Here is a 26,756-nt window from a genome sequence, read left to right as displayed (position 1 = left end):
TCGGCATCCGGTTGCCATTCCCCGTCAATCTGAGGTTCCGCCATGAGCAACACCGTTCCTTCGTCGTCCGGTTTCTGGAAGCGAAACCAGCAGACGCTTGCGCCTTTCCTGTTCCTGGCGCCCGGCATGCTGATGTTCCTGATCTATGTGCTCGTGCCGATTTTCGAGTCCATCTGGATCAGCTTTCACGACTGGGACGGTCTCGGCGCGATGACCTGGATCGGCTTCGGCAATTATGCCGAGCTCATCGACGACGATGCCTTCTACACGTCGCTTTCCAACAACGTGATATGGCTGGTGCTTTATCTCCTGTCGATCCCGGCGGGTCTTGCCGTCGCCCTCTTTCTCAACCAGACCGTCGCAGGCATCCGGCTCTACAAGTCCCTGTTCTTCTTCCCCTTCGTGATCAGCCAGGTCGTCGTCGGTCTGATGTTCACCTGGTTCTACGCGCCGGATTTCGGCCTGTTTGCCAAGCTGACGGAAATGCTGTTCGGTGAGCAGATCGCCGTGCTGGCCGACGAACGCTACGTCACCTACGGCATTATCGTTGCGGGTCTCTGGCCGCAGACGGCCTATTGCATGATCCTCTATCTGACGGGTCTCAACAACATCAATCCGGAGCAGGTGGAAGCCGCGCGCATGGATGGCGCCAAGGGTTTGAAGCTGCTCTGGTATGTGATCCTGCCGCAGTTGGCACCCGCCACCTTCATCGCCATGGTCGTGACCGTCATCGGCTCGCTGCGCTCCTTCGACCTCGTCTCCATCATGACCGCCGGTGGGCCCTACGGGTCGAGCCAGGTGCTCTCCTACTTCATGTATGAGCAGGCGCTCTCCGAATACGGGTTCCGCATGGGCTACGGCGCATCGATCGCGGTCGTGCTGTTCCTCATCATGATGGTCTTCATCTCGCTCTTCATCGTCCGCATGCTCGCCCAGGAAAGGAACGCCTGATGTTCCCCACTCCGATCCAGAAGGCCTCGCCCTTTGCGCAGACGGCCTACAAGATCCTGCTGCCGGTCGCGCTCTTCCTCTGGCTGCTGCCGCTGATCGGCGTGGCCGTGACCTCGGTTCGCCCGGCAGGCGACCTCGCCGCGGGCAATTACTTCGGGATCCCCTCAGGCTTTGCCGGCTTCGAGAACTATTCGGCGGTCTTCAACAACTCGCCGATCGGCTATTACATCCTGAACTCGTTCAAGGTGACGATCCCGACGGTGATCGGCGCGGTGGCGCTCTCTTGCCTCACGGGCTTTGCGCTCGCGGTCTACAAGTTCAAGGGCAATCTCGTCCTCTTCTTCATGTTCGTCGCCGGCAACTTCATCCCGTTCCAGATCCTGATGGTACCGGTGCGCGACATGACGCTGCGCGCGGGGCTCTACGACACGACCATGGGCCTCGTGCTCTTCCATGTCGCCTTCCAGACCGGCTTCTGCACGCTCTTCATGCGCAATTTCATCAAGGGCCTGCCGTTTGCGCTTATTGAATCGGCGCGCGTTGAGGGTGTCTCCGAATGGCGGATCTTCCGCTATATCGTGCTGCCGCTGATGCGTCCGGCGATCGCGGCGCTGTCCGTGCTGATCTTCACCTTTGTCTGGAACGACTACTTCTGGGCAACGGTCCTGGTGCAGGGCCAGCATGCCATGCCGGTCACGGCTGGCCTCTATTCGTTGAATGGCCAGTGGGTTGCCGCCTGGCACCTCGTTTCCGCCGGATCGATCGTTGCGGCCCTGCCGCCGGTCGCCATGTTCTTCCTCATGCAGCGCCACTTCATCGCTGGCCTCACACTCGGAGCGACCAAGGGATGACGAGCAAGATTATCACCATCGACTCGGGGCAACTGGCGCTGAGCCTGCGCCTACCCGAACTCGGCATGCCGGAAATCATCTCCTTCGGGGCGGAGCCTGCGGAAGCCGATCCGCTGTTCGAGATCGAGCGCTCGAGCCGCGTCAACGGCATGGACGTGGCCGTGCCCTCGTCCGTTCTTCTGCCGACAGGCGGCATGGGGTTCTTCGGCTGGCCGGCGATTGCCGGACATCGCGGCGGGCGTGATTTCGTCGCCCAGTTCGGTCAGTGGGAATATTTCCGGGATCAGAACCAGACCGTGCTTGCCGGCCTCGACCCGGTGGCGAAGCTGGCGCTGTCGATCACGCTGACGGCTCATCCGTCCGGCCTGATTTCCATGGCGACGAAGCTCACCAATCGCGGCGAGACGGACTATCAGCTCGATCGCTGCATGGCCGGCACCTTCCTCGCGCCGGCTGGCGACCTGCAGGTGATGAGCTTCACCGGCATCTGGGGACGTGAATTCCAGACGCGGCGCGAGCTTCTCGGCAATGGCACCTGGATCCAGGAGAACCGACGCGGGCGCACCTCGCATGATCGTTTCCCGATGCTGTTCATCGAGAGCGAGAGCCAAATCTTCGGCGTGACGCTCGGCTTCAGCGGCAACCATCAGATGGTGATCGACCGCACCGATGACGGCCAGCGCCTCGTGCATCTTGGCGAATTGTTCGAGCCGGGCGAGATCGTCCTTGGTCCGGGTCAAAGCTATGAGAGCCCGGTTGCCTATGCCGGTGCGGATACGGAAGACTTCCACGCCTTCGTACGCGAGGAGCTGATCAGCTGGCCGGGCGGCCGGATGACGCCCCGTCCGGTGACGCTGAATACCTGGGAAGGCAATTATTTCGACCACCAGATGGACTCGCTGAAAGCCCAGGCGACAGCCGCTGCCGAGCTCGGCATCGAGCGCTTCGTGCTGGATGACGGCTGGTTCGGCAAGCGTGACAACGACACGACGAGCCTCGGCGACTGGGATATCGATGCGCGCAAATACCCTGATGGTCTGAAGCCGCTGGTCGATCACGTGACCGGGCTTGGCATGCAGTTCGGCATCTGGTTCGAGCCCGAGATGGTGAACCCGGTGTCCGAGCTCTACAAGGCGCATCCCGACTGGGCGCTGACCATCGAGGGTCGCCCTATCCTGGAATCACGCACCCAGCTGGTGCTGGATCTGACCCGTCCCGAGGTCTCCGACTATCTCTTCGGCAAGATCGACGCGGTGCTGTCCAACCATGCCGTCTCCTACATCAAGTGGGACATGAACCGCGACCTGACGCATGCGGCCGGTCGCGACGGCAAGGCGAAAACATCAGCCCAGACCCGCGCCGTCTATGCGCTGATGGACCGTGTTCGTGCGGCCCATCCCGATGTCGAAATCGAAAGCTGCGCTTCCGGTGGCGGGCGTATCGATTACGGTGCCTTGAAGCGCACCCATCGCGTCTGGACGTCGGATTGCACCGATGCGCTGGAGCGGCTGGAGATCCAGCGCGGCGCGTCCGTGTTCGTGCCGCCGGAGATTCTCGGAAGCCATATCTCGGCCTCGCCGAACCATCAGACCGGTCGTCGTCATACGCTCGCGTTCCGGGCGCTCGTAGCCATTGCCTATCATCTCGGTGTGGAGCTCAACCCGCTCGAACTCACCGATCAGGAGCGGGACGAACTCAAGGTCTATATCGAGACCTACAAGCGGCTGCGCGATCTCTTCCATGCGCCGGGCGCCAATTTCCGCATGGAGCCGATCGACGGCCGCTATGTCTGGGGTGCGGCTTCGGACGAGAAGATCGTGGTGATCGTCGCTCAGGGGCCGCAGATGGTGGGCGAACAGCCAGCACCGCTGCGTCTGCCTGAGCACGTGACCCAGTTTGGCGGCCAGTGGCGGATCAAGACCGTGCTGCCGGCAGAACCACAATTCATCCGTATCTCCGAGGGGCAGAAAGCGCTGCTTTCCGGCGGTGTCAGTTTCGCGCTTTCCAGTGCCGGACTTGCCGGCCTGCCGCTGCCGATGCTGATGCCCGAAAGCGCACTTCTCCTCGAACTCGAACCGATCAAGGGAGGCAAGACCCATGGCTGACGTGAGCCTGCGTGGCGTCAAGAAACAGTTCGGCGCGCTCAGCGTCATCAAGGGTGTGGATCTCGACGTCAAGGACGGCGAGTTCTGCGTCTTCGTCGGCCCCTCCGGCTGCGGCAAGTCCACGCTTCTGCGCATGATTGCGGGCCTTGAAGACATCACCGCCGGTTCGCTTGCGATCGGTGGCCAGGACATGACCAGCATCGGCCCCTCCGAGCGCGGCGTTGCCATGGTCTTCCAGTCCTATGCGCTTTACCCGCACATGACCGTCGAGGAAAACATCGGCTTCGGTCTGAAGATGACCGGTCAGCCCAAGGCTCTGATTGCGGAGCGCACTGCCGTTGCCGCCAAGATGCTGCAGCTTGAGCCGCTCCTGCAGCGCAAGCCCGGCCAGCTTTCCGGCGGCCAGCGCCAGCGTGTCGCCATCGGCCGTGCGATCGTGCGCAATCCGGAAGTCTTCCTGTTCGACGAGCCACTGTCGAACCTCGATGCGGCGCTGCGCGTCCAGATGCGCACCGAGCTTTCCAAGCTGCATCAGGATCTCAAGGCGACGATGATCTACGTGACCCACGACCAGGTCGAGGCCATGACCATGGCGGATAAGATCGTCGTGCTGTCGGCTGGCCAGATCGAGCAGGTCGGTTCGCCGCTCGAGTTGTACCACCGCCCGAACAATCTCTTCGTTGCCGGCTTCATCGGCTCGCCGAAGATGAATTTCCTGAAGGTTCAGGCCTCGACCGCCGACGGTGCTGCCGTGGTGCGGCTGCCCGGGGCAGAGATCTCGATCCCGACGCATGGCGCGAGCGTTCCGGCCGGCGACCTGACCCTCGGCCTGCGGCCCGAGCATATCGATGCCACCGGCCAGGGCGATGTCGTCATCGAGGCGACCGTGAAGCTCGCCGAATATCTCGGTTCGGAGACGCTGTTCTTCGTCACGCTTGCCGATGGTTCGGAGCTTTCCGTGAAGGCCGATGGTCTGGCCAGCGAGAAGCCCGGCCAGACCTTGCGCCTCGGCATCAATGCCAAGGCCTGCCATCTGTTCGACAAGGACGGCAAAGCCGTCATCAATGGGGATCTGACACGATAATGCTGGGCGTCTGCTACTATCCGGAACACTGGGACGAAAGCCGGTGGAAAACCGACGCGCGCAGGATGCGCGAACTCGGCATTTCCTTCGTACGCATCGGTGAATTCGCCTGGTCCCGTCTGGAGCCGTCGCGCGGCACATTCACCTTCGAATGGCTCGACCGGGCGATAGACGTGCTGCATGAAGCGGGCCTCAAGGTCGTGCTCGGCACGCCGACGGCTACGCCGCCCAAGTGGCTGGTGGACGAATGCCCCGATATCATTCCCTATGACGAACAGGGCCGCCCGCGCGGCTTCGGCTCGCGGCGTCACTATACCTTCTCGTCGGAGACCTGGTGGAAGGAAAGCGCGCGGATCGTCGAGATCGTCGCCGAGCGCTATGGCGAACACCCGGGCATCGTCGGCTGGCAGACGGACAATGAATATGGCTGTCATGATACCACGCTCTCCTGGGGGCCTGAGGATCTGAAGAGCTTCAAGCGGTGGCTGCGGCTGCGCTACCAGTCGACTGACCAGCTGAACGAAGCCTGGGGTTCGGTCTTCTGGTCGATGGAGCTCACCAGCTTCGACGACGTTGCACTGCCGAACCTGACGGTGACCGAGCCGAACCCGGCGACGCGTCTCGACTTCTGGCGTTTTCATTCGGATCAGGTCGCGGCCTATGACAAGATGCAGTGCGAGATCATCCGCAAGCATTCGCCCGGTCGCTGGATTACCCATAATTTCATGGGCTTCGTGTCCGACTTCGACCACTTCAAGGTCGGCGACAATCTCGATCTCGCCTCCTGGGACAGCTATCCGATCGGCTTCGTCGAGAAGTTCCCGTTCTCGGAGGAAGAGCGCAATCGCTGGGCCGAAACCTCGCATCCCGATATCGCGCCCTATCACCACGATCTCTACCGTGCCGTCGGCAAGGGTCGCTTCTGGGTGATGGAGCAGCAGCCGGGCCCGGTGAACTGGGCGCCGTGGAACCCCGTGCCGAAGCCCGGCATGGTGCGTCTGTGGACCTGGGAGGCGCTGGCACATGGGGCCGATGTCGTCAGCTATTTCCGCTGGCGTCAGGCACCGTTTGCACAGGAACAGATGCATGCAGGTCTGAATCTGCCCGGCCTCGACGAATGGTCGCCGGGCGGCAAGGAAGCCATGCAGGTTTCGGAGGAACTCGCCGCTCTCGGCACGCTTCCCGAAACGAGCAAGGCGCCCGTCGCGCTTGTCTTCGATTACCAGAGCTACTGGTCGACGATGATCCAGCCGCAGGGCAAGGATTTCCGCTACGAGGAACTCTGCTTCCGCTGGTACGAGGCGCTGCGCCATCTCGGCCTCAATGTCGATTTCGTCCGTCCGGGCGCGTCGCTCAAGGGATATCCGCTGGTTGTCGTGCCCTGCATGACGGAAGTGACCGAGGCAGTGCGCGCCGAGCTCGAAACGGCTAAGGGTGTTGTCGTGATCGGCGCCCGCACGGGTTCACGCGACCGCAATTTCCGCATCCCGGAAAACCTGCCGCCGGGACCGCTTGGCGATCTGACGGGCAATCGCGTGGTGCAGGTTTCCTCCCTGCGTCCCGGGCTCTCGGCTAGCGTATCCGGCGCGGTTGCGGGTTCTGCCATCCGCTGGCGGGAATATGTCGAGACCTCGGCCTCGGTGCTCGCCACCTTCGACAACGGCGATCCGGCACTGACCGAGAAAGGCAATGTGCTCTATCTCGCCTGCTGGGCCGATGCTGGGCTTCTCGCCGAAGTGCTGGAACTCGCCACCAAGAAGGCCGGTGTCGCGACGCTGCGCGTGCCCGACTTCATCCGCATCAGACGCCGCGGCAATCTCGTCTTTGCCTTCAACTACGGGACGGAAGACTGGGCGCTCCCCGAAGACGCAGATCCCGTGCTCGGAGAGAGTGTACTGAAGCCGCAGGCGCTTGCCGCCTGGCGCATTTAACCTTCATCTTGCGTCCCAAGTCTGTCGGCCTGGCTTTGCGGTGCTCCCTAAAGCTTAAGCTTCGAATCTCAGACGGATATCAGCGTTTTACCATCGCGGCAGAACATCGAGGAAGTACCAAACTTCCTCGATCAAACGCGCATGATCACTTGTACAAGCTCATGTTCTCGCGCTAAAGTAACACAAGCAAATCGAAACATGCAGTTGTAAAGGAAGTTCAATGGCAAGAATGGCGAATGAAATTGATGCGTATGTGGGTGCCCGCATACGCCTTCGGAGAAGCATGCTCGGCCTCTCCCAGGAACGCCTTGCCAATCAGCTCGACATCACGTTCCAGCAGGTACAGAAGTATGAAAAGGGCGCCAATCGCGTCGGCGCATCACGGCTTCAGGCGATTGCGACGATCCTGCAGGTTCCCGTATCATACTTTTTCGAACAGGGAGAAGGGGCATCGGGACCTGTCGAATCCTCTCCGCTGCTCAGCGACCGGTTCACCCGTTTCGTCTCTTCAAGTGAGGGGCTGGAGCTGAACCGCGCGTTTCTGGCTATCGATGATCCAAAGGTTCGGCGAGCGTTGATTTCTCTAGCCAAATCATTGGCCGGCCCAGCAGATACGGCAGAGGTTGTTGAAGTTGCCGAATCGAGCGTAAAAAGCGATGCGAAGGTAATGCCACAATAACAACGACGTCGGGGGGCGCGGATGGGGTTGACAGTAGCGACCTTCTCCACGCCGGTCGTTCGCGGTCCGGCGGGAGAGGTGGTGAACCTGCCTGAGAAGGCCATCGTCGCGATGGCCTATCTTCTAAGTCGTGGCTTGCGGACGATTTCGCGAGCCGCCCTAGCCGAATTCCTGTGGGACGAGAACGAGCAGGCCGACAGCCTTGCGAATTTGCGCCAGATGCTGGCACGCACCAGACAACGGCAAGGATCGGGGACCGCTTCTCTTTTTGCCGCGGATGGTCCAGACATCCGTTTGAATGCTGAAGGTCTGGACTGCGATCTACTCGAATTCGAGGCTGTGGATCATAGCGACCCGATCAACGCGTTGAGAAATTATCTGCTTATCGTGAAGGGTCCCTTTCTCGATGGCTGCCGGATGAACTCGATGGCGTGCAACCTTTGGGTGGAAGCCGAACGTTCGACTCAGATCAAAAAAATGACGGCTGCGCTCGCAGCTGCGCTTGCTCGCAGCGATGCGCAAACTCACGCGACTCTGCTCAGGGATGCCGGAAATCATGTCCTTGCGCTTGATCGCCACAATGAAGAGGCGTTCCAAGCGTTACTCTCGCTCTACGCGCTTACCGGTCAGCATAACCAGGCCCGCGTCCTGACGGCTCAGTACCAGGACCGGTTGAGACGCGATCTGGACCTGCCTGTCCGAGCCGCTGCTGTTTCTGCGGTTACGCCAACGGTTCGGGCTCAGGACGAGCATCTCCCGCGACCCATGCGACCACCCGGCAGTCTCGCGAACCTCCCTCGAGTACTGCTTGTCCCGCCCGGCCCGGTCGCGGACATTGACGGTCGCCTTGCCGGCGCTCTGGTCGATGACGTGACCATCGGCTTGTGTCGCGCACGCTCCGTTTCCGTCGTCGCCTCCCACACCGCGCGTCGGGTAGCGCTTCAGGGGGAGCCCACCGCGGAACTCTACAGAAAGCACAACGTCGCATACGCGCTAGAGACCAGGCTTGGCTCCGGACGTGATGCAGCGATGCTGTTTGCGTCCCTCACCGACGTCGAAAATGATCATCTCGTATGGGCGGAGCGTTTCGATCTGTCCGCGGGACAACTGAGCCGCTCGTATCGCGACATCGTACAGCGGATCGTCTCGGCGACCGCGGATCAGGTGGAGCAGCAAGAGTTCCGCAAGATCCGTTTCGTTGCTGCGCCAGACGCCTATCAGCACTACTTGCTGGGCCAATATCACCTAAAGAAGATCGACCTGCCGAACCTACGGCGCGCAAAGCGATCGTTTCGTTCTGCCCTCAACGAGGCGCCTACGCTTTCCAGCGCATTCAGCGGCCTTTCCCGGACGGAACATCTTGAATGGCTGGTAACCGCGCGCGGGGATGGCGACCTACTTCGCTCGGCGGAGCATCATGCGCTTGACGCAATCCGTACCGATGCTGGCAATGCGGGTGGTTACCATCAACTGGGTGTCGTGAAACTTTATCATAGTGCCTTCGATGAAAGTCTCGAAGTCTTCGAGGAGGCCGAACATATCGCACCATCGCACGCCGATCTCATAGCCGACTATGCCGACACGCTGGTGCACGCCTCCGAGCCGGACCGCGCGCTCGAAAAGATCGAGTGCGCGATCGATCTCAATCCCTTGTGCCCTGACGTGTACTGGTGGACGGCGGCTGGAGCCAACTACTGTCTCGAGCGGTATGAAACAGCGCTATCCTGCATCGACAGGATGGAAGACAGCTCGGCGATCACCCGGCTTGCGGCAGCGTGTTGGGCAATGCTCGGAGATCAGAAGAAGGCGCGCGCACTCATGCGTCGAACGATGGAATTCTATCCTGACTTCGAGGTGGAGAAATGGCTCTCGATCATGCCCGTGAAGGAAAACTGGCAGCGAGAGCAATACCGGGAAGGCCTGAAGAGGGCCGGATTTCAATAATGCAAACATTGGAGATGGTGTTATGGCAAAATTTGTAGTTCTGGGTGTCAGCGGCGAAGAGGGCTACTGGTTCGTCGACTTCGAAGCAGGAACCGTCACCGCCATGCCGTCGACCGTGGAGGCGCCCTTTGGATACAGCACCGAAGCTCGCTCCCACGGTGCCGTGTTGACCGCGGGAGTGGATCTCGCAGTCACAGTCACCGATCAGGATGATGCATTCGCCGGTCGATATGACAGCGTGCCGTTCTCGGGCAGATACGACACCTGATCAAGAAAACAGGTTCAGACACCGAACGACCAGAAGAACGATAAAGCGGTGCTGGATCGCTATTCGGACCGAAGTTGCTCGCCGGATGAAACCCTGGAACGCGTGGCGCCAACGCTCGAAGTGCACGGCATCACGCGGCTTTCCAGGTTGACCTCGCTCGACCGGATCGGCATCCCCGTCTGGACGGCGATACGACCGAACGCGAAGTCTCTGTCTGTCGCACAGGGCAAGGGACTGACAGATTCGTTCGCTCGCGCCTCCGCGACGATGGAAGCGCTGGAGCGGGCGGTTGCCGAAGGGCCAGAGATCGCCGCCCAAACCGCCTCGATCGACGCTCTTGAGGAAAAGGGATGCAAAACTGATCCTCTGGAGGAGTTCGTTGCTCTCGGACAGTCGCCGCCAACTCGCAAGACATCTGTCCCGTGGATAAAAGCGCAAAGCCTTCTGGAAGAACGGCCAATCCTTGTACCGTTCGAGAGTGCATGTCTCGACCGGACCCGGACGGCGCGGTACTGGCAGTCCTCGGATGGATTGGCATCGGGCAATACCGAAGAAGAGGCGGTATTTCACGGGCTGTTGGAACGCATTGAACGGGATGCCGACACGCTTTGGAAACTGCTTGCCCCCAAAGCTCGCCGCTCGACCTGTTTTGATCCGGCCGATCTGAAGGATCCGATCGTCGATGACTTGCATCGGCAAATCCGAAAAGCCGGACTGCATCTGGTCTTGTTCGACCTGACGTCCGATATCGGCGTGCCGGTGGTGTCCGCGATGATTGGGCCAAGTCCGGGGGAGTTGTGTTCGCAAGGCCTGAATGAAACACGGTACATCGACGTAACGGAAGGGAGCGGCGCCCATCCCAGCGCCTCTCGCGCCGCCATTCGCGCCATCACGGAAGCTGTGCAATCGCGGCTGACGCTTATCAGCGGTGCTCGTGATGATGTTCCTGCACCTGTCTACCAGCGCCCTCTTCCCGCTTCGGTGGCGCTCGATCTCGGCTCGCTGGCATGCCGCATGCCTCCAGAGGATCTCAGGGGCGTGATTGACGGATCGATTGCCCGCCATGTCGGTCGGCTACTGGCCAATCTCAGGACCAGCGGCGTGTCCAGAATATACTCGGCGCGCCTGAATCCGCACGAAGATCGTTTTGCTGTCGTGAAAGTTTTGGTCCCTGATCTCGAGAATCCTCCCGGCGCGAGGCGCCGGCGCTACGGTCCGCGAGCAATGTCGCGCCTCGTGAGGTTCCGGTGAAGGTCGTTTTTGCGGGACCCTCTCTACATGGCAGCCACCGTGCCGTACCGGCCGACATTGCCCTTCTTGAGCCAGCGCGTCAGGGGGATGTCCATCGGGCGGTAAACGAGGGAGCGAATGTGATCGGTTTGGTCGATGGCTACTTCGACGATTCCGCCGCCGTATGGCACAAGGAAATTCTTTTTGCCCTTTCAGAAGGTGTCACCGTCTTCGGGGCTTCCAGCATGGGCGCCCTTCGCGCTGCCGAATGCTGTTCTTTCGGTATGATCGGCGTTGGCAAAATATTCGAGGCCTATCGTCGCGGCGAAATCATCGATGATGGAGCCGTAGCACTCTCCCACGGCCCTCGTGAAACCGGCTATCTGCCCCTTACTGTTGCTTATGTCGACGTGATAGCAACAGTTCGGAGCCTTGAAACGCAGGAGCAAATCACATCTGCGGAAGTCGCTGCTCTTCTTGGCGCGGCAGAGACAATATTCTTCAAGGACAGAACCTGGCGCGCCATCGTTTCGGCGATCCAAACCGACCCCGCCCGTTCCGACTTTGTCCTGCAATCGCTACGCACCGGTTTTGTCAGCCAGAAGCAGATAGATGCAGAGTTGCTGCTCGATCGCGTGTCTCGTGCGTGCGATGAACGCAGCGCGAACCGGCCCGGCTGGAACCTCCAGACCACAACCTACCTTGCTCTCTGAAACCCCGTGCACCGGTAAATGGAAATCCGGGAAAGGCGTGTCACGGCTGTGTCACGTCGGATCTGCTGAAATACCCTTCATTGTCGTAGTCATTGGTAAAGAAGGTTGGGTCGTGAAAAAACTAGGCAAGGGGAAGCAAGACAATATCACCTCGGAATTGGCAGCTCTGGCGCGGATGCTGACATTCGCGCGCACAAGCGCAAGCGATCTGAAGCTCGACCTGCCCGTCTATTGTCTCGACATGGCACTGACGGCTGTTCTGGCCGAGGCCGAAAAGACACCGGAAGTCGCAGCTGCCATGGAGCGGCTGGAGCTTCCGGCATCACAAATGCACTGAACCGCCTCAACGTCAGATCGGGCTTTTTGGTCGATCTTCAAATGATGACGATGCCGGAACACGCCGTTACGGGGCCTTTCTCCCGCTGCCCGGAAACAGCAGTTCGATGAAACACTCTGCGGTCGGCTGGGGTTCGTGGTTGGCAAGACCCGGGCGTTCATTGGCTTCGATGAAGACGTAGTCCGGCTCGGCCGGATCACGCACCATGAAGTCGATCCCGACTACGGGGATTTTAATGGCGCGTGCGACTTTGCAAGCGGCTTCGACAAGCTCAGGATGAACCGTGGCCGTAACATCGTGGATTGTGCCACCGGTGTGGAGATTGGCGGCCTTGCGTACCGTGATTTCGCGGCCTGGCTCCAGAACCACATCAAGATCCAATCCCTGTTCAGCGAGGCACCGCTTGGTCTCGGCATCGACTGGGATACGGCTTTCGCCGCCCGTTGCCGCCGCACGTCGACGTGACTGACGTTCGATAAGCTTGCGGACCGGGAGCCGCCCATCGCCCGCAACGCGGGGCGGCCGACGCACAGCGGCTGCTACCAGTCGATAATCGATCACCACCAACCGAAGATCCTCCCCCTCGAAGCACGCTTCCAGGAGCACACGATCGCAGACGTCGCGTGCACGGCGAATGGCGTTCTGCAGGCCCTCGACCGACGAAATGCCGACCGATATCCCCCGTCCTTGCTCTCCCCGCGCCGGCTTGACCACAACCTTGCCATGCCGCGTCAGGAAAGCCTGCTTCTCTTCGTCGCTGGCATCGGCAGAAATCTGTTCGGGAACGCGAAGTCCGGCGGCGAGCGCAAACCTGCGGGTGACTGCCTTGTCGTCGCAGATCGACATTGCCACTGCTGAGGTAAGGTCGGACAGGCTTTCACGGCAATGAATTGTGCGTCCACCATGCGATAGCCGGAAGAAGCCTCCGTCGGAATCCGTGACCTCAACATGAATGCCCCTGCGTAGCGCCTCGTCGACGATGAGCCTCGCGTAAGGATTGAGCTCCTCATAACCGTCTACTGGCTGCGCGAAGAATCGCTCGTTGATCGCATTCTTTCGCTTAATCGCAAAAAGAGGGACGCGTCGAAAGCCGAGCTTCTCGTAAAGACTTATAGCCTTATCGTTGTCGTGCAGGACCGAAAGATCGACGTACGCCGAGCCTCGCGCTTGGAAATGAGCCGCAAGCGTTCGAACAAGACCCTCGCCTATGCCGGGTTGTCTGGCCTGGGGATGCACGGCCAAACACCACAAAGAAGCGCCACGCTGTTGATCGTCAAAGAGGCGTTGATGATCGATACCCGTCACTGTACCGACGATTTCTCCTGTGTGATCATCCTGCGCAACAAAATAGGTCACAGGCCGATTGTCACGCTCACCGGAAAAGAAATCTTCTCTTACCGGCACCATGCCACATGCCGCATAGACGGCGTTGATACCTGTCGCGTCGTTCTCGGAAGAAAGACGACGGATCGTAACGCCGGAAAGGCGCTTGTTGCCCGCACGATAGGTCGAGAGGTCCAAACGGAATGTGTGCGACGGATCGAGGAATATCTCCTGCGGCGCCTGTGCAAGCAGCACATGCGGATCGGCAACATAAAACGCGATATCGCGGCTGTTCGGTGCCTCTTGTCGCAGGGTGTCGAGGAGCTCGTCCTGCTCTGTGAATGTCTGGGCAAAAAGCAACCGTCCCCAGCCACAATCGAGAACAACGTTCCGGTTCGGCTCGGCTATCTGATCCGCACGTACGCCCCCGGCGGCCACCATCACTCCAGGGGAACGAAGGCGGGCCAAACGATGCGAGATATCACCACCACGTCGCTGCCGACGCGACGGCTGCGGCTTCTTCTCCGATTTCGCCATCTCAGACCTCCTGCGCCTGCAGCCACATTTCGAGCAGCCCGACCTGCCAGAGCTCCGATCCCCTCAACGGGGTAATGTGATCGGCGGGCGCGGCCAGCAGTTTGTCGACATAGGATTTCCGGAAAAGTCCGCGCTCCCGAGCAGCCTGAGACGACAGGACATCGCGCAGCATGTCGAGATACGGCCCCGCGATATACTTAAGTTGCGGAACCGGGAAGTACCCCTTCTTCCGGTCGATCACCTCGCTCGGGACGATCTTTCGCGCCACGTCCTTCAAGATGCCCTTTCCGCCGTCCCGCAGTTTTTCCTCCGGCGGAATCCGTGCGGCGAGTTCAACCAGTTCATGATCGAGAAACGGCACCCGCGCCTCCAGACCCCATGCCATCGTCATGTTGTCGACGCGTTTGACGGGGTCGTCCACCAGCATGACATTGCTGTCGAGCCTAAGTGCCTGGTCCACTGGTGTGTCTGCGCCGTCGCGGAGTAGATGCTCCTTCAGCAAGTCGCCGCTTACATCGCTGTCTGCCAGCCACCCCTCGCCAAGCTGCTCGACAAGCGTGTCATGCGCACGATCTCGGAAGGCTTTTCCGTAGTCGGAGACGACATCATTGCTGTTCGTCAATGGCGGGTACCAGTGATATCCGCCAAACACCTCGTCGGCGCCCTGGCCCGACTGGACCACCTTGATGTGCTTCGAAACCTCGCGGGAAAGAAGGTAGAACCCCACGTTATCGTAGGAAACCATCGGTTCCGACATGGCCGCGATGGTTCCCGGCAGCGCGTCCATGAGTTCGGACGAGGGCACGAAGATCTGATGGTGATCGGTGCCGAAGCGCTCCGCGATCAGGTCCGAGTACATGAACTCGTCGCCCTTCTCGCCGTTGGCTTCCTCGAAACCGACGGAAAAACTCATGAGATTTGTCTGCCCAGCTTCTGCGAGCAGCCCCACGATCAGGCTGGAATCCACGCCGCCGGACAAGAGAACGCCAACCGGCACATCGGCGATCATCCGGCGACGAACCGCCAGGCGCAGTGCCTCAAGCAAGCGCTCCTGCCACTCCTCGCGCGACACATTTCCATCACCTGCCTTGCGGCTATATGGTGGATCCCAGTAGCGCCTGTCTTCGAAGGCGCCATCTTTCTGATAGATCCTGATCGTCGCCGGAGGCAGCTTTCGGACCCCGTTGAGCACCGTGCGCGGCGGCGGAACGACGGCATGAAAGCTCATGTAGTTGTGAAGGGCCGCAACGTCGATCGAGGTGTCGACCCCTCCGGCCTTCACGATTGCCGGCAGTGAAGAGGCGAAGCGCAGCCCCCCCTCCACCTCTGCCAGATAAAGCGGCTTGATACCGAAACGATCGCGCGCCATGGCGATCCTGCCACTGTCCCGCTCGTGAATGACGAAGGCGAACATTCCATGGAAGCGCGAGACGCACTCGGCTCCCCAGGCATGCCAGGCCTTGAGTATGACCTCGGTGTCTCCATCCGAAAAAAACCGATAGCCCTTCTCCTGGAGCTCGGCCCTGAGTTCGCGGAAATTGTAGATGCAGCCGTTGAAGACAAGCGAAAGGCCAAGGTCGGGATCGACCATGGGCTGCTCGGACTTCTCCGACAGATCGAGAATGCGCAATCGCCGGTGTCCAAGCCCGATGTTTCCGCGGACGATAATACCGGCCGCGTCCGGACCGCGTGGCGCCAGAACCTGCGCCATCGTCGTGATTGAAGCCACCGAGGGCGATCCGCCATCGAACCTTACTTCTCCGCAAATTCCACACATGGACCGGGTCTAAACCTCCGTTTTTGATAGAAGAACATGACATCAGGGCCGCAGATCGGTTCTGCGGCCCTGATGTCGCCATGAAATGCGAATGCCTGAACCTGCCTATTGTTCCACCAGGGTTGTCATTCGAGAGCCGCAGCGCGTCGCAGCATGTAGGTTTCTGCAAAGATCATGTGCTCGTGCGCAATGGCACGGGCATCGTCGCCACGACCATCCTTGAGGGCCGCCATGAGCCGATATTGAAAGGACAGCCCTTCCTCCCGTGAAAACGGAGTCGCATCGGCGTAGATTTTCCGTGCGACGGGCAACTCGCGAAGCAGATTGTGCATCAGGCCGCATATGAAGCCGAGCAGCGGGTTGGGACAAAGCTGGGCCAGAGCCGAATGAAAATCGAGCTCCGCGACGCGCTGGTGATATTGGTCGGAGAGATCAGCGGGGGGATGATCATAGATCCTGATCGTGTCTTCGAGATCGGCAAGATCGGCCGCCGACATACGGCCCGCAAGAAGAGCCGCGACCTCGGGTTCAAGTGCTTTTCGTACGGCATAGATGTCCGACAGGCTTGGCTCGGCGAAGAAGAAGTGCGTGGAGAGCAACTCCATCGCCTGCTGCGTGGACTGCTTTGCGACGAAGGCCCCTCCTCCCGGTCCACTGCGCGTGCGGACGAGACCTTGTGTCTCCAAAGCCTTCATGGCCTCTCGCACAGTGCCTTTGGCGGCCTGGAAGGTATCCATGAGTTCGCGTTCCTGAGGAAGGCGATCTCCGGGTCGCAAACGCTCTCGCCGTATGTAGTCCTTGATCTGCTCGGCGATCATGTCGGGACGGCGTTTTGTACGACCCGCGGGCAGGAACAGCCGCTTTCCGTCTTCAACATTACCCATCTTGCTCGACCCTGCTTCCTCCATTGCCCCTACTCTCTCCTGATTCGCGGCGCGCTTGCGATCAGGTTCTGCGTATAGGCGTGCTCGGGCGCGGCAAAAAGCCGATCCGCATCAGCGATCTCGACGATTTCTCCCAGGTGCATGACCGCCACCCGGTCGGCGACCGCTTCGACAACCGCGAGATCGTGACTGATGAAGAGGTAGGAAAGATTGAAGCGAGCCTTCAGGTCATGCAGAAGCAGCAGGACCTGCGCCTGCACCGAGACGTCGAGCGCGCTGACCGGCTCATCGAGAACCATGATCCGCGCTTCCGCGGCCAAAGCCCTCGCGATTGCAATACGCTGAGCCTGACCGCCGGAAAGTTCGTGGGGATAGCGCGAGAGCATGCTTTCGGGCATCTGAACTGCGTCCAGCAATTCACGCATTCGCCCCGGCCGTCGAGCGGCATCAAGACCGGCCAGCAGTTTCAGGGGCGTATCCAGTATGTCGGCGATCGTCTTGCGTGGGTTGAGGGAGGCGACGGGATCCTGGAACACGTACTGGATCCTCTTGCCGAGGGCGCGCGGATCGGCACCGCGAAAGGCCGCATCGACGTCATCGATCGAGATGTCGCCGGAGGTTGGTTTTTCCAGGCCGACAAGCATACGTGCAAGCGTGCTCTTGCCTGAGCCGCTTTCACCCACCACCGCGAGCGTCTCTCCCCCTGCGAGGTCGAAGGACACGGATTTCACGGCTTTGACTTCATGCCTTGCTCTGCCGATGAGGTTTAACCCTCCCCCGAAAGTCTTCGAAAGCTCCCGAACGCTGATGGCGGTCGATGTCATGACGTCCCTCCATCAAGCGGGGCGAAGAGCTTTGCGACGCGATCGAGGTACCCGTCCCTGCTTCCAAGTTCGGGGACGCAGGCGATCAGCCGTTTGGTGTAGGGATGTTGTGGTCTCGACAGAACCTCACCGGTACGACCGGCTTCAACGATCTCTCCATCCTTCATGACGGCCACGCGGTCGCAGATCTCGGAAACCACCCCGAAGTCGTGCGTTATGAAGATAAGCGCCATGCCCTTCTCCCGCTGGAGATCGCGCAGCAGATCCAGAATGCGCGCCTGTACGGTGACGTCGAGCGCGGTCGTCGGCTCATCGGCGATGATGATGTCCGGATCGTTGGCAAGCGCCATGGCGATCCCGACGCGTTGTCGCTGACCGCCGGATAGCTGGTGGGGATAATGGCGGGCACGTTCGTGGGCATCGCGGATACCCACCTTTTCGAGCAATGCGATCGCTCTTTCCTTGAGTTCCGAAGCGCCGAGCCGCTGATGGGCGGAAATCGCTTCCTCCACCTGCCGTCCGATCGGATACATCGGATGAAGCGTCGTCAGCGGATCCTGGAAGATGTAGGCAACACGGCTGCCCCGTTTCGCGATCAGTTTCGTCTCGGGCATGGAGAGTATGTCTTCGTTTCCGAGATAGATCGCGCCGTCGCGTATGACGCCTGGCGGAGAGGCGACGAGGCGCATGATGGAGAGCGCCGTGACGCTCTTGCCCGATCCGCTTTCGCCAACAAGACCCAAACACTCTCCAGGCATCACGTGAAAGGAGACCCCGCGAACGGCTGGAACGACGTCGCGGTCACGGCGGAACCCGGCTTCAAGCCGTTCAACGCAAAGGGACGCTTCGGGATGCGAGTTTTGCAGCTCTTGCCGACCCGTGGAAACCTCGGTCAAGGGTCCGGGCCGGACCAGCGCCCCGGAACGCAGGCGCGGGTCGAGAACGTCACGGATGCCGTCGCCCAGAGTGTTTAGGCTGATGACGATCAGGAAGATCATCACGCCCGGCACGATGGACACGTGCGGCGCGGTAAAGAGCTGCGCCCGGCCCTCCCCCAACATCGCGCCGAGGTCAGCCTGAGGCGGTTGCGCACCCAAACCGAGAAAGCTGAGGCCAGCCGTCTCCAGGATCATCCAACCAGCCGTTGTCGACATCGTGATGACGATGACGGGAAGCACGTTGGGGAAGATCTCCGTCATGAGAATGGAGAGGTGCCCCTTCCCCGAAAGCCGGGCCGCATCGACGAACTCGCGATGGGCAAAGCCGAGCGTCACACCTCTGACGTTTCGGGCAAAGAACGGGATGTTGACGATCGCGATCGCATAAAGCGCGTTCATGAGGCCGGGACCGAGTGCGGCAACGATGGCGAGCGCGAGCAGGATGTAGGGAAAGGCCATCAGCATATCGATCGACCGCATCATCAGATTGTCGGTGCGTCCGCCGGCATAGCCCGCCACGAGGCCGATGGCGGACCCGATCACGGCCGCGACCAGGGTGGCCGCGAACCCGACAGCAAGCGAAACCCGCGTACCCCAGACAAGCCGGCTCAGGATATCGCGACCGAGTTGGTCCGTGCCCAGCAGATGTCCTTCGGTCATCACGGACATCAGGCGTTGGGCGGGCGCCGTCGCATCCGGATCGGGTAAGGGCAGGAAAGGCGCGAGACCAGTTGCAAGCACGATCAGGCCAAGCAGCAGCAACCCGGCCGTCGCCAGCCTATTGTTGAGGAGCAGCCGCCATGACGTCAGGCTAGGCGTTCTTGTCGATCTGATCGGCTCTTCGGCAACTACGCTCATGTCCTGATCCTCGGATCGAGCATCGACTGGACCACGTCTGCCGCGAGATTGAACAACACATAACTAGCCGCCACGACGAGAACACCGCCCTGTACGAGCAGGATGTCGCGCGTGGAGATGGCCTTCACGAGCATGGCTCCGATTCCGGGCCACTGAAACACGGTTTCGATGTAGACGGCACCGCCGAGGACGAAACCAGCCTGGATGCCGATAATGGGAATGACACTGACGAGTGCCGCGCGAAAGGCATGGGCATAGATGACGCGCCCCTCGGTCAGCCCCTTGGCGCGCGCGGTTCGCACATAGTCCTGCCGCAACACCTCGAGCATGGCCGCCCTCGTGAGCCGGGCCACCACACCTGCCGCGACCACCGCCAGCGTGATCGCTGGCAGTACCAGATGGAAAAGCAGGTCCTTGAGGTCACCGCCGCCGTAGACAGCGTACATCCCGGAGGGCGGCAGGATGCGCCACTGGACGGCGAACAGGTAGATAAGGAGCAGCCCAAGCCAGAACGAGGGCATGGAAATACCGGCCAGCACGAATAAAGTGACGAGGCGATCGACCCATCCGAACTGACGGACGGCGGAAACGATGCCTGCCAGAAGTCCGATCACCGAACAGAGGAGCAGCGACACACCCGCGAGAATGAGGGTTGCCTGAAATCGCTCGACTACCTCGTCAAGCACGGGACGATTGAGCGAGTAGGAGCGACCGAAATCACCCTGCAGGACATTGCCGATCCAGATCAGATATTGCTGAACTAGAGGCTTGTCGAGGCCAAGGTCCCGGTTGATCCGAGCGACGTTTTCCGGCGTCGCATAGGCGCCGAGGATCGCCGTCGCCGTATCCCCTGGAATCAGCGCCATGACCAGAAAGACGATGACGGAGAGGCCGAACAGCACGGGCACAACCGCGATCAGCCGCTTTAGAATGTAAGCCGACATGGGGGTACTTCTCCCAGACGTCGAAAACAGTTGCCGGCGCCGCGGTCGACCCCGGCAACCGGATTGGTTCTCACTGCTTCGTGACGCCGCGCAGGTCGAGCAGGAAGGACGGCTGAAGCTTGAAGCCCTGGACCGCGGACGTCGTCACGGCGTTTTGCTTCCAGTTGGCGACAAACAGCCATGGCGCGTCCTCGTGCACGATCGCCTGGACCTCGCCGTAGAGCCTGCCGCGTTCGGCCTGGTTGGTCGACCGACGCGCCTGCTCAAGCAATTCGTCCACCTTCGGGTTCGAATAGTAGCCGGAGTTGAAGCCGCCCTTGTCCGGCATCGCGTCCGTCCTCAACGTCAGATAAGGCACGGTGTCGGGATCGTTCGTCATCCAGGCCATTTCGGCCATGTCGGCATTCCCCTCAAGGCCCGGATTGACGCGACCGAGAAAGGTGTTCCACTCGTAGGTCTCGATGTCGACCTTGAAGCCGACGGCCTGAAGATCCGCCTGGATCGCGGCTCCCATTGTCACGGGATCCAGCATTCCGGAGCCGCCTTCGGTCACATAAAAGGTCAGCTCCGGAGCCTCTACGCCAGCCTCGGCAAGCAGAGCCTTGGCCTTCTCCTGGTCGTACGGATAGGGCTGCACGGAGCTTTCGACCCAATTGAAGGCGGGCGGGATAGGGCCGGCGGCGACGGTCGCCGTGCCCTGGAGCACATCGTCGACGAGCGTCTGCTTGTTGACGGCGTAATTCGCGGCCTGCCTCACCTTCTTGTCGGCGAACGGGCCACTCTTTGTGTTGAGGATCGCAAACCAGACATGCGGGCCGGCTTGCTCGACCACGGCAAAGTTCTCGTCCTGGGCAAAGGTCGCGAGATTGTCCGGCGGCACCTCCACCATCACATCAATGCCGCCAGCCATCATTTCGGCGACGCGCGTGTTGGGATCGGTGATCGGCCGGAAGACCACGGCTTCCAGACCCGCAGCGCCGCCCCAGTAATCGGGGTTTTGCTCCACTACGACGCGCTGGTTTGACAGCCATTCGACGAACCGGAACGGACCAGTCCCCGACGGATTGCGTCCATAGTCCTTGCCATGCTGCTTCACGGCATCGGGCGAGACGATCAGGCCGGTGGGATAGGCGAGGTTGGACAGAAACGGCGCAAAAGCTTCGGAAAGCTTGAACTCGACCGTGTGGTCGTCGAGGGCATTCACCGCCTCGATGGAGGAAAAGTTGAACGAGAGCGGGAACGGGCCTGTTTCGTAGAAGGGATGATCTTCCCGCAACATGCGATCGAAGTTGAATTTCACCGCTTCCGCGTTGAAATCGGAACCATCATGGAACTTGATGCCCTGCCTCAGCTTGAAGGTATAGGTCTTGCCGTCTTCCGAGACCGTCCAGCTTTCCGCGAGCGCAGGCTCGACTTCCAGCGTACCGTCCTTGAACCGGACGAGCCCATCATAGACGTTGACCAGAATGCGGAAATCGTTGGTCGCCGTCACGGTGTGGGGATCGAGCGATTGCGGCTCGGCGATCTGCCCGACAATCAAGACATTGGGAGGTGTCTGCGCATGCGCGGGCAGGGTCGTCATGGTGACAACGAGCGCGGCGGCGACGGCAGCTACGGTTCGGAACAGCCTCGTCATGGGAAACATCCTTTCGATCTGGCAACTTCTCGATCTATACGTATAAATCAACTCGACTCAACAATTTATAGTAATTAATTTTCAGAGAGACGAAATGACCCCTCTCAGCCCCACTCAATGGAGCATCACCAACACCCGTTTTCCTTGGATTACTCAGTGTGCGTCCGGATCATCCGGGCGGAGCGCCTGTTCCGCCTCCCTCACCTTCTGACGGGTGAAGCCGCGCAGGCCCGAGACTTCCTCGGCATCCCGCTCAATCTGGACCTCGCTTGACGCATAGAGCACCGCAAGCTTGGCAACCGACATAAGCGCGTGAAGATGGATACGCTCGTAGCCGTGCGATGCGTCGACACCGAAGGTGACAAGTGCGGTGCGCACATCGTGTCCGGCTTCGACAGCGGACGCCGCATCCGAACGATAGTAGCGGAAGACGTCCTTCTGCACACGCAGGCCGTTTTCGCCGCAAAGCTCGAAAAGCTTCTTCGACAGATGATAGTCGAACGGCCCGGTCTGGTCGGCCATGGCAAGCGTCACGCCGAATTCATCGGAGTTTTGCCCGGGCGCCGTCGTGCCGTTGTCGATCGCGACCAGCGAGGCGATCTCCGGCACCAGGGCGGCCGACGCCCCCACGCCCACTTCTTCCCCGATGGTGAAGAGCCAGTAGGTATCCACCGGCGTCTCGATCTTCTCCCGCTGCATGGCCTCCAAGGCGGCGAGCATGATGGCAACACCCGCCTTGTCGTCGAGGTGGCGGGAAACGATAAAGCCGTTTTCTAGGAACTCCGGCTGAGGATCGACCGCAACGATGTCTCCGATGTCGATGCCCAGCTGGACCACGTCATTGCGATCCCGCGCCAGCGCGTCGATGCGAAGCTCGACGTGACGCCAGCCGGTCGGCTGGCTATCGACCTCGTCGTTGTACGTGTGACCCGATGCCTTCAGGGGCAGGATCGTCCCCCGATAGATGCCTTTGGTCGAGAAGATCGAGACCCGAGCACCCTCGGCAAATCGCGCCGACCAGTGGCCGATCGACACGAGTTCGAGCCGGCCATTCTCCTTCAGGCTTTTCACCTGAGCGCCGAGCGTATCGAGATGCGAGACCAGACCGCGTGCCGGTCGCTCGGCCGCGCCGGGGCGGAGCGCGCGGATCGCGCCGCGGCGCGTCAGCTTGACGTCGAGGCCGAGGCGTTCGAGTTCACGCGCCGTGAAGCGCACGGCCTCATCGGTGAAGCCGGTCGGACTTGGAATGGCGAGAAGCGCTTTGAGCTGGCGCGTCAGATAGTCGTGATCGATTGTGACGGGCGTTTTCATCCGCACCTTGTCGCAATCGAGGGACGATGCGTCAACCCGAGGCTTGCTGGCGTTCAATGCCCAGGGATGGCGCCCGGCCAGCAATGGCCGGGCACGTGACGTCAGATGTTCTCGCCGACAGCGGCGCTTTCCCGCGCCAGTTCTTCTTCCCGCTCATGGCGATTATACCGAAGCGAAGACCAGAGCGAGAGCCCGATAAGGGCCGCGCCGCCCAATCCGGTGATGACTTCCGGAATGTGGAACAGCGTCTGCACGTACATGATGACCGAGAGGATCAGGATCGCATAAAACGCACCGTGCTCCAGGTAGCGGTATTCCGCGAGCGTGCCCTTCTCCACCAGCATGATCGTCATCGAACGCACATACATCGCCCCAATTCCAAGGCCGATGGCGATGATGAAGAGGTTCTGCGTCAGCGCGAAGGCTCCGATCACACCGTCGAACGAGAAGCTGGCGTCGAGCACTTCGAGATAGAGGAACGCGCCGAAACCGCCTTTGGCGGCGCCCTCCAGCATCTCCTGGCTCCGGTCGAGAATACCGCCCAGCACCTCGACCAGCAGGAACGTCAGCAGCCCCCAGATAGCCGCATGAAAGAAGACATTTGCCGCGGCCGGACCAAGGTCCGGCTCGTTGATGCTGCCGATGATACGCGAAAAGATCAGCATGATGACCAGGACGACGGCGATCTCTATCCCCTTGACTGACGAGTAGATCGACGCCTTCTCCTCGATCCACTGCACCCAGTGAACGTCCTTTTCCTGATCGAAGAAGAACTTCAGGCCGACCATCATCAAGAAGGTGCCGCCGAAGGCCGCGATCGGGAGATGCGCGTCATGCATGATTTCCGCGTAGCGCTCCGGCTGCGTCGCCGCCATCACCATTGCCGTCCATGGACCGACATTGGCCGCGATCACGACGATCAGAAGCGGGAAGATAACCCGCATGCCGAAGACAGCGATGATGATACCCCACGTGAGGAAGCGATGCTGCCAGACCGGCGTCATCTCCTTCAGCTTGTTGGCGTTCACGATCGCATTGTCGAAGGAGAGAGAGATCTCGAGAACGGCCAGAACGACACAAATGAAGAAGACCGTCGCCGTGCCGCCGATGGTACCTGTGGTCTGCCAACCCAAGAGCCCACCAAGCAAGAGACCGAAGACGGTAACGATGAACGCCCAGCGAAAATAGGAGAGCGTGGTTTTTGCTTCCAACGGTTGCGCGCTCATGCCCAGACCTCCGAAGTGGAGGATGTCGTGATGGAGAGGTTACGATTGATCGAAAAGGTTCGCGCGTTGCACTCACGCGCAAGGAGCATGATCGATGTGTTCATGTTTTGAAATCCGCCGGCTCATCTTGCTGGCGGTACCGACATCACGAGAGCGCCGTAAACTCTCGCCAGAGGGGCCCGGCACCAGAAGGTCTGGGCCATAACGATAACGTGACTAGGACCCAGCTTCTTTTCACCGAACCGGGGGCGCCGGTCAAGTACCGCTTCGCGGTCGCGGCACTTATTTCATCCGGCGGACGGCAAACGTCCGTCGAAAGGCCATCCTTCCCGGTTTAATCCTTGCCCGGCTCAACCGCGTCCGATGGTTTGCCAAGCATGTGCCGGCATCTGGCGTCTCCTCTTTGTCAGTCCGGAACGACTTGTGATGCGGGTCCGCTGGCGAAGTGCGGTTCGCGTGGCATCGCCGTTGCCCGACTCTTCCTACTCGGCGACACCGTTCGCAACCGGCACCGGCTGGGGGAACTTTCGACCGCGCATCCTGTTGGTGAGACAACGCATCGAAACACATGCCTATGAGTTGAAAGGAAATGCCGGTATGACAACGACCAAGAGCAAGGCATTGGCTGACGAATACATGCGCCTGGGGGGCCGGCGGCTCGCCAAAATCGACGACAACATCACAAAGGTTCGCGAATGGGAGAACGACCCGCCCGAAGCCGAAAAATTCTGGCAGGAGCGTATCGCGGTCCTTGACGACAAGGCGCGTCGCGACGTCGAGTTCTATCTCCCCGACATCAACGCCCCATGAGATTTCTGCAAGGTCGTCCGGATCAGGCCGGGCGGCCGTAGATTTTGATCAAGCAAGGCCGCAATTTTCGTGAGGTCTTCGGCACTGCCTGTAAGTCGCCCGTGAGTCCCGCCCCGCCACTTGACGAGACAGCCTCTTTCGCTGGCGCCGTCCGGTAATCTGCACCGTACGCGACCCGCGCAGACAGACCACCTGCCCCTTTGGCCTCGCCAGCGACTCAACAGGTGCGACGGTCACCGATGAGAAGTTCCTCCGACGCTTAGTCCTCCACGACAAGAACGTCGATGCGGCTGCCCGTTGGCAATCCATTCGGTGGCAGTGACTGGCTGAAGGCTCTCTCGATTATCTCTCGCGGAAACTGCCGATGCTATTCCCCCGATAACAGCGGTCCGTGGTGCGTCAGCGGGCGCTGATCGTTGATATGATCCTTGGTCCCGCACCGGGGCGAAGGGTTTTCACAACGACATGCACGTAGACCAGCCACACGACCAGCATTCCGAGTTGATTCCGAGGGTGAGCGGTTCGCTCCAGATGCTGATCCAGTCTCGGACGGAGGGAATTATAGCGCTTTTGCGTTTCCGCTGTTCGTCAACGTCACCATACTATAGGTAAACCCGCTTGCGTCAGCGGATCAAACCTGACTTGCCTCAGTTTGGTTCCGCAGGGCGAAGAGGAAGAGATTTCATTCGCGGACAGATTCATCATTCGATGTGCGGCGCATGAGTAGTTCTTCAAAACCTTATCCCGTCGATAACGAGGACCAGATGGGAAACGAAAAACAGCGAAACGGGAAAGGCGCGACCGATTCCGATCTCGAACGGGCCGTGTCGGAGCTTCTGACCGAACTGAACGCCGTACCCACGCCACCCAAGATAACGGAACTCGCACAGGAACTGCAGAAGCGTCTTGATCAGCGTCGGAGCTGACATAGCCGTCCGCTGTGGCGGCGGCGTGCGAGATGACGGAACAGCAACGGCTACGACAGTCAGCAAGGAACAAGCCACCGCACGGCAGGGTTGGACTCCTGAAGGGAGACCAGTTCAAGATACTTCCCGCCGTCTTTGCCGTTACGATTACGCCTCTGCCGGCTTTAGCACAAACGACGCAGCCGTCACCGGCAACGGAGATACCGACACCTCCTACACCCGCCGACGCGCCTCAAGGAGAAGCACCAGCGCCGGATGTGTTCGCCGCAAGGGCGGCATCGTCGAACCTTTTGGAAATCAAGACGGCTGAACTCGCTCTAAAGCGCAGCGCCGATCCGCTCGTAACAGATTATGCGAGGCAATTGATCGCCGACCACCGGAAAGCCCAGTCTGAGCTTGAAGCAGCAGCCCGGGCGCAGTCGGTGACAGTCGATTTTGCCTTGGACTCTTCGCAGACACAGAAGCTGAACGCGCTGACCTCGGCGTCCGACGCCGACTTCGATTCAGCCTTTCTCTCGGCTCAGATGGTGTCCCACCAATCCGCCATGGCGCTTGTCGCGCTTTACGCAGATCGCGGTGCGGCCGGACCTTTGAAGGCTTACGCCCAATCAGTCTACCCGACATTACGCACGCATTTCCTGAAGGCCCTAACCGGTGCCAATGACTAGA

Annotated in this window: 22 protein-coding genes and 1 pseudogene; 14 read left to right on the top strand and 9 right to left on the bottom strand. The window is 60.4% G+C overall.

Annotated features, from left to right (window positions below):
- Positions 1-42 precede the first annotated feature (42 nt).
- The 11 genes and pseudogenes from J5J09_RS16860 to J5J09_RS16810 all read left to right on the top strand — a co-directional run bounded on the left by J5J09_RS16860 (position 43) and on the right by J5J09_RS16810 (position 12,093).
- Positions 43-951, top strand: coding sequence for a sugar ABC transporter permease (locus J5J09_RS16860; RefSeq protein ID WP_208552519.1), 909 nt, complete (start codon positions 43-45; stop codon positions 949-951).
- The gene (locus tag J5J09_RS16855) at positions 951-1,802 is read left to right on the top strand and encodes a carbohydrate ABC transporter permease (RefSeq protein WP_113458995.1); all 852 of its coding nucleotides are present in this window, start codon (positions 951-953) and stop codon (positions 1,800-1,802) included. The genes J5J09_RS16860 and J5J09_RS16855 overlap by 1 nt, the downstream gene beginning before the upstream one ends.
- Positions 1,799-3,907 carry an alpha-galactosidase gene (locus tag J5J09_RS16850; protein WP_208552517.1) on the top strand — a complete coding sequence of 703 codons (2,109 nt, stop codon included), beginning with the start codon at positions 1,799-1,801 and terminating at the stop codon, positions 3,905-3,907. Before J5J09_RS16855 ends, J5J09_RS16850 begins: the two co-directional genes overlap by 4 nt.
- Entirely contained in the window at positions 3,900-4,991 is a 1,092-nt protein-coding gene (gene ugpC / locus J5J09_RS16845; RefSeq protein WP_208552515.1) for a sn-glycerol-3-phosphate ABC transporter ATP-binding protein UgpC, read from the top strand. Before J5J09_RS16850 ends, ugpC begins: the two co-directional genes overlap by 8 nt.
- On the top strand, positions 4,991-6,922 hold the full coding sequence (locus J5J09_RS16840) for a beta-galactosidase (protein WP_208552513.1): 1,932 nt from the start codon (positions 4,991-4,993) through the stop codon (positions 6,920-6,922). The genes ugpC and J5J09_RS16840 overlap by 1 nt, the downstream gene beginning before the upstream one ends.
- A gap of 220 nt (positions 6,923-7,142) precedes the next feature.
- Positions 7,143-7,538 (top strand): annotated as a pseudogene (locus J5J09_RS16835) (helix-turn-helix transcriptional regulator); the annotation flags it as partial.
- Positions 7,539-7,682: 144 nt separating this feature from the next.
- Entirely contained in the window at positions 7,683-9,545 is a 1,863-nt protein-coding gene (locus J5J09_RS16830; RefSeq protein ID WP_208552509.1) for a hypothetical protein, read from the top strand.
- 22 nt (positions 9,546-9,567) lie between these two features.
- Entirely contained in the window at positions 9,568-9,813 is a 246-nt protein-coding gene (locus J5J09_RS16825) for a hypothetical protein (protein WP_208552507.1), read from the top strand.
- Positions 9,814-9,861: 48 nt separating this feature from the next.
- The gene (locus J5J09_RS16820) at positions 9,862-11,064 is read left to right on the top strand and encodes a YcaO-like family protein (RefSeq protein WP_208552504.1); all 1,203 of its coding nucleotides are present in this window, start codon (positions 9,862-9,864) and stop codon (positions 11,062-11,064) included.
- On the top strand, positions 11,061-11,756 hold the full coding sequence (locus tag J5J09_RS16815; RefSeq protein WP_208552503.1) for a TfuA-like protein: 696 nt from the start codon (positions 11,061-11,063) through the stop codon (positions 11,754-11,756). Before J5J09_RS16820 ends, J5J09_RS16815 begins: the two co-directional genes overlap by 4 nt.
- 112 nt (positions 11,757-11,868) lie before the next feature.
- The gene (locus J5J09_RS16810) at positions 11,869-12,093 is read left to right on the top strand and encodes a hypothetical protein (RefSeq protein WP_208552502.1); all 225 of its coding nucleotides are present in this window, start codon (positions 11,869-11,871) and stop codon (positions 12,091-12,093) included.
- A gap of 66 nt (positions 12,094-12,159) precedes the next feature.
- Here the strand turns inward: J5J09_RS16810 and ngg are convergent, their stop codons facing one another.
- From ngg to J5J09_RS16765, 9 genes are all read right to left on the bottom strand, one after another.
- A complete protein-coding gene (gene ngg / locus J5J09_RS16805) occupies positions 12,160-13,953 on the bottom strand; it encodes an N-acetylglutaminylglutamine synthetase (protein WP_208552501.1) in 1,794 nt (597 codons plus the stop codon).
- A gap of 1 nt (position 13,954) precedes the next feature.
- Positions 13,955-15,730, bottom strand: coding sequence for an N-acetylglutaminylglutamine amidotransferase (locus tag J5J09_RS16800; RefSeq protein WP_208552500.1), 1,776 nt, complete (start codon positions 15,728-15,730; stop codon positions 13,955-13,957).
- Between the two features lie 125 nt (positions 15,731-15,855).
- On the bottom strand, positions 15,856-16,638 hold the full coding sequence (locus J5J09_RS16795) for a FadR/GntR family transcriptional regulator (RefSeq protein ID WP_208552498.1): 783 nt from the start codon (positions 16,636-16,638) through the stop codon (positions 15,856-15,858).
- Between the two features lie 5 nt (positions 16,639-16,643).
- Positions 16,644-17,438 (bottom strand): ATP-binding cassette domain-containing protein, encoded by a 795-nt coding sequence (locus J5J09_RS16790; protein ID WP_208552496.1) that lies wholly within the window; start codon positions 17,436-17,438, stop codon positions 16,644-16,646.
- Entirely contained in the window at positions 17,435-19,234 is a 1,800-nt protein-coding gene (locus J5J09_RS16785; RefSeq protein ID WP_208552493.1) for a dipeptide/oligopeptide/nickel ABC transporter permease/ATP-binding protein, read from the bottom strand. The genes J5J09_RS16790 and J5J09_RS16785 overlap by 4 nt, the downstream gene beginning before the upstream one ends.
- A complete protein-coding gene (locus J5J09_RS16780; RefSeq protein WP_208552491.1) occupies positions 19,231-20,178 on the bottom strand; it encodes an ABC transporter permease in 948 nt (315 codons plus the stop codon). The genes J5J09_RS16785 and J5J09_RS16780 overlap by 4 nt, the downstream gene beginning before the upstream one ends.
- A 70-nt stretch (positions 20,179-20,248) precedes the next feature.
- Positions 20,249-21,814, bottom strand: a complete 1,566-nt coding sequence (locus J5J09_RS16775) for an ABC transporter substrate-binding protein (protein WP_208552489.1) — start codon at positions 21,812-21,814, stop codon at positions 20,249-20,251.
- A 153-nt stretch (positions 21,815-21,967) separates the two neighbouring features.
- Entirely contained in the window at positions 21,968-23,125 is a 1,158-nt protein-coding gene (locus J5J09_RS16770; protein WP_208552487.1) for an osmoprotectant NAGGN system M42 family peptidase, read from the bottom strand.
- Between the two features lie 101 nt (positions 23,126-23,226).
- Positions 23,227-24,351 carry a DUF475 domain-containing protein gene (locus J5J09_RS16765; protein WP_208552484.1) on the bottom strand — a complete coding sequence of 375 codons (1,125 nt, stop codon included), beginning with the start codon at positions 24,349-24,351 and terminating at the stop codon, positions 23,227-23,229.
- A 597-nt stretch (positions 24,352-24,948) separates the two neighbouring features.
- Between J5J09_RS16765 and J5J09_RS16760 the strand changes: the two genes are divergently transcribed.
- From J5J09_RS16760 to J5J09_RS16750, 3 genes are all read left to right on the top strand, one after another.
- Positions 24,949-25,161, top strand: coding sequence for a hypothetical protein (locus tag J5J09_RS16760; RefSeq protein WP_208552482.1), 213 nt, complete (start codon positions 24,949-24,951; stop codon positions 25,159-25,161).
- 764 nt (positions 25,162-25,925) lie between these two features.
- A complete protein-coding gene (locus J5J09_RS16755) occupies positions 25,926-26,087 on the top strand; it encodes a hypothetical protein (RefSeq protein ID WP_208552480.1) in 162 nt (53 codons plus the stop codon).
- Between the two features lie 32 nt (positions 26,088-26,119).
- Positions 26,120-26,755 (top strand): DUF4142 domain-containing protein, encoded by a 636-nt coding sequence (locus J5J09_RS16750; protein WP_208552478.1) that lies wholly within the window; start codon positions 26,120-26,122, stop codon positions 26,753-26,755.
- The last annotated feature ends 1 nt before the right edge of the window (position 26,756 follow it).

The sequence above is a fragment of the Ciceribacter sp. L1K22 genome (assembly GCF_017599385.1).
GTDB lineage: Bacteria > Pseudomonadota > Alphaproteobacteria > Rhizobiales > Rhizobiaceae > Allorhizobium.
Note: the sequence above shows the minus strand (reverse complement) of the source record. Positions and strands in the feature narration are given on the sequence as shown.

Coding starts and splice junctions, on each gene's coding strand:
- J5J09_RS16800 (WP_208552500.1), bottom strand. CDS start 15,730: ATGTGTGGAATTTGCGGAGAAGTAAGGTTCGATGGCGGATCGCCCTCG.
- J5J09_RS16770 (WP_208552487.1), bottom strand. CDS start 23,125: ATGAAAACGCCCGTCACAATCGATCACGACTATCTGACGCGCCAGCTC.
- J5J09_RS16795 (WP_208552498.1), bottom strand. CDS start 16,638: ATGGAGGAAGCAGGGTCGAGCAAGATGGGTAATGTTGAAGACGGAAAG.
- J5J09_RS16850 (WP_208552517.1), top strand. CDS start 1,799: ATGACGAGCAAGATTATCACCATCGACTCGGGGCAACTGGCGCTGAGC.
- J5J09_RS16840 (WP_208552513.1), top strand. CDS start 4,991: ATGCTGGGCGTCTGCTACTATCCGGAACACTGGGACGAAAGCCGGTGG.
- J5J09_RS16790 (WP_208552496.1), bottom strand. CDS start 17,438: ATGACATCGACCGCCATCAGCGTTCGGGAGCTTTCGAAGACTTTCGGG.
- ngg (WP_208552501.1), bottom strand. CDS start 13,953: ATGGCGAAATCGGAGAAGAAGCCGCAGCCGTCGCGTCGGCAGCGACGT.
- J5J09_RS16855 (WP_113458995.1), top strand. CDS start 951: ATGTTCCCCACTCCGATCCAGAAGGCCTCGCCCTTTGCGCAGACGGCC.
- J5J09_RS16765 (WP_208552484.1), bottom strand. CDS start 24,351: ATGAGCGCGCAACCGTTGGAAGCAAAAACCACGCTCTCCTATTTTCGC.
- J5J09_RS16750 (WP_208552478.1), top strand. CDS start 26,120: ATGACGGAACAGCAACGGCTACGACAGTCAGCAAGGAACAAGCCACCG.
- J5J09_RS16860 (WP_208552519.1), top strand. CDS start 43: ATGAGCAACACCGTTCCTTCGTCGTCCGGTTTCTGGAAGCGAAACCAG.
- J5J09_RS16780 (WP_208552491.1), bottom strand. CDS start 20,178: ATGTCGGCTTACATTCTAAAGCGGCTGATCGCGGTTGTGCCCGTGCTG.
- ugpC (WP_208552515.1), top strand. CDS start 3,900: ATGGCTGACGTGAGCCTGCGTGGCGTCAAGAAACAGTTCGGCGCGCTC.
- J5J09_RS16755 (WP_208552480.1), top strand. CDS start 25,926: ATGGGAAACGAAAAACAGCGAAACGGGAAAGGCGCGACCGATTCCGAT.
- J5J09_RS16775 (WP_208552489.1), bottom strand. CDS start 21,814: ATGACGAGGCTGTTCCGAACCGTAGCTGCCGTCGCCGCCGCGCTCGTT.
- J5J09_RS16825 (WP_208552507.1), top strand. CDS start 9,568: ATGGCAAAATTTGTAGTTCTGGGTGTCAGCGGCGAAGAGGGCTACTGG.
- J5J09_RS16785 (WP_208552493.1), bottom strand. CDS start 19,234: ATGAGCGTAGTTGCCGAAGAGCCGATCAGATCGACAAGAACGCCTAGC.
- J5J09_RS16760 (WP_208552482.1), top strand. CDS start 24,949: ATGACAACGACCAAGAGCAAGGCATTGGCTGACGAATACATGCGCCTG.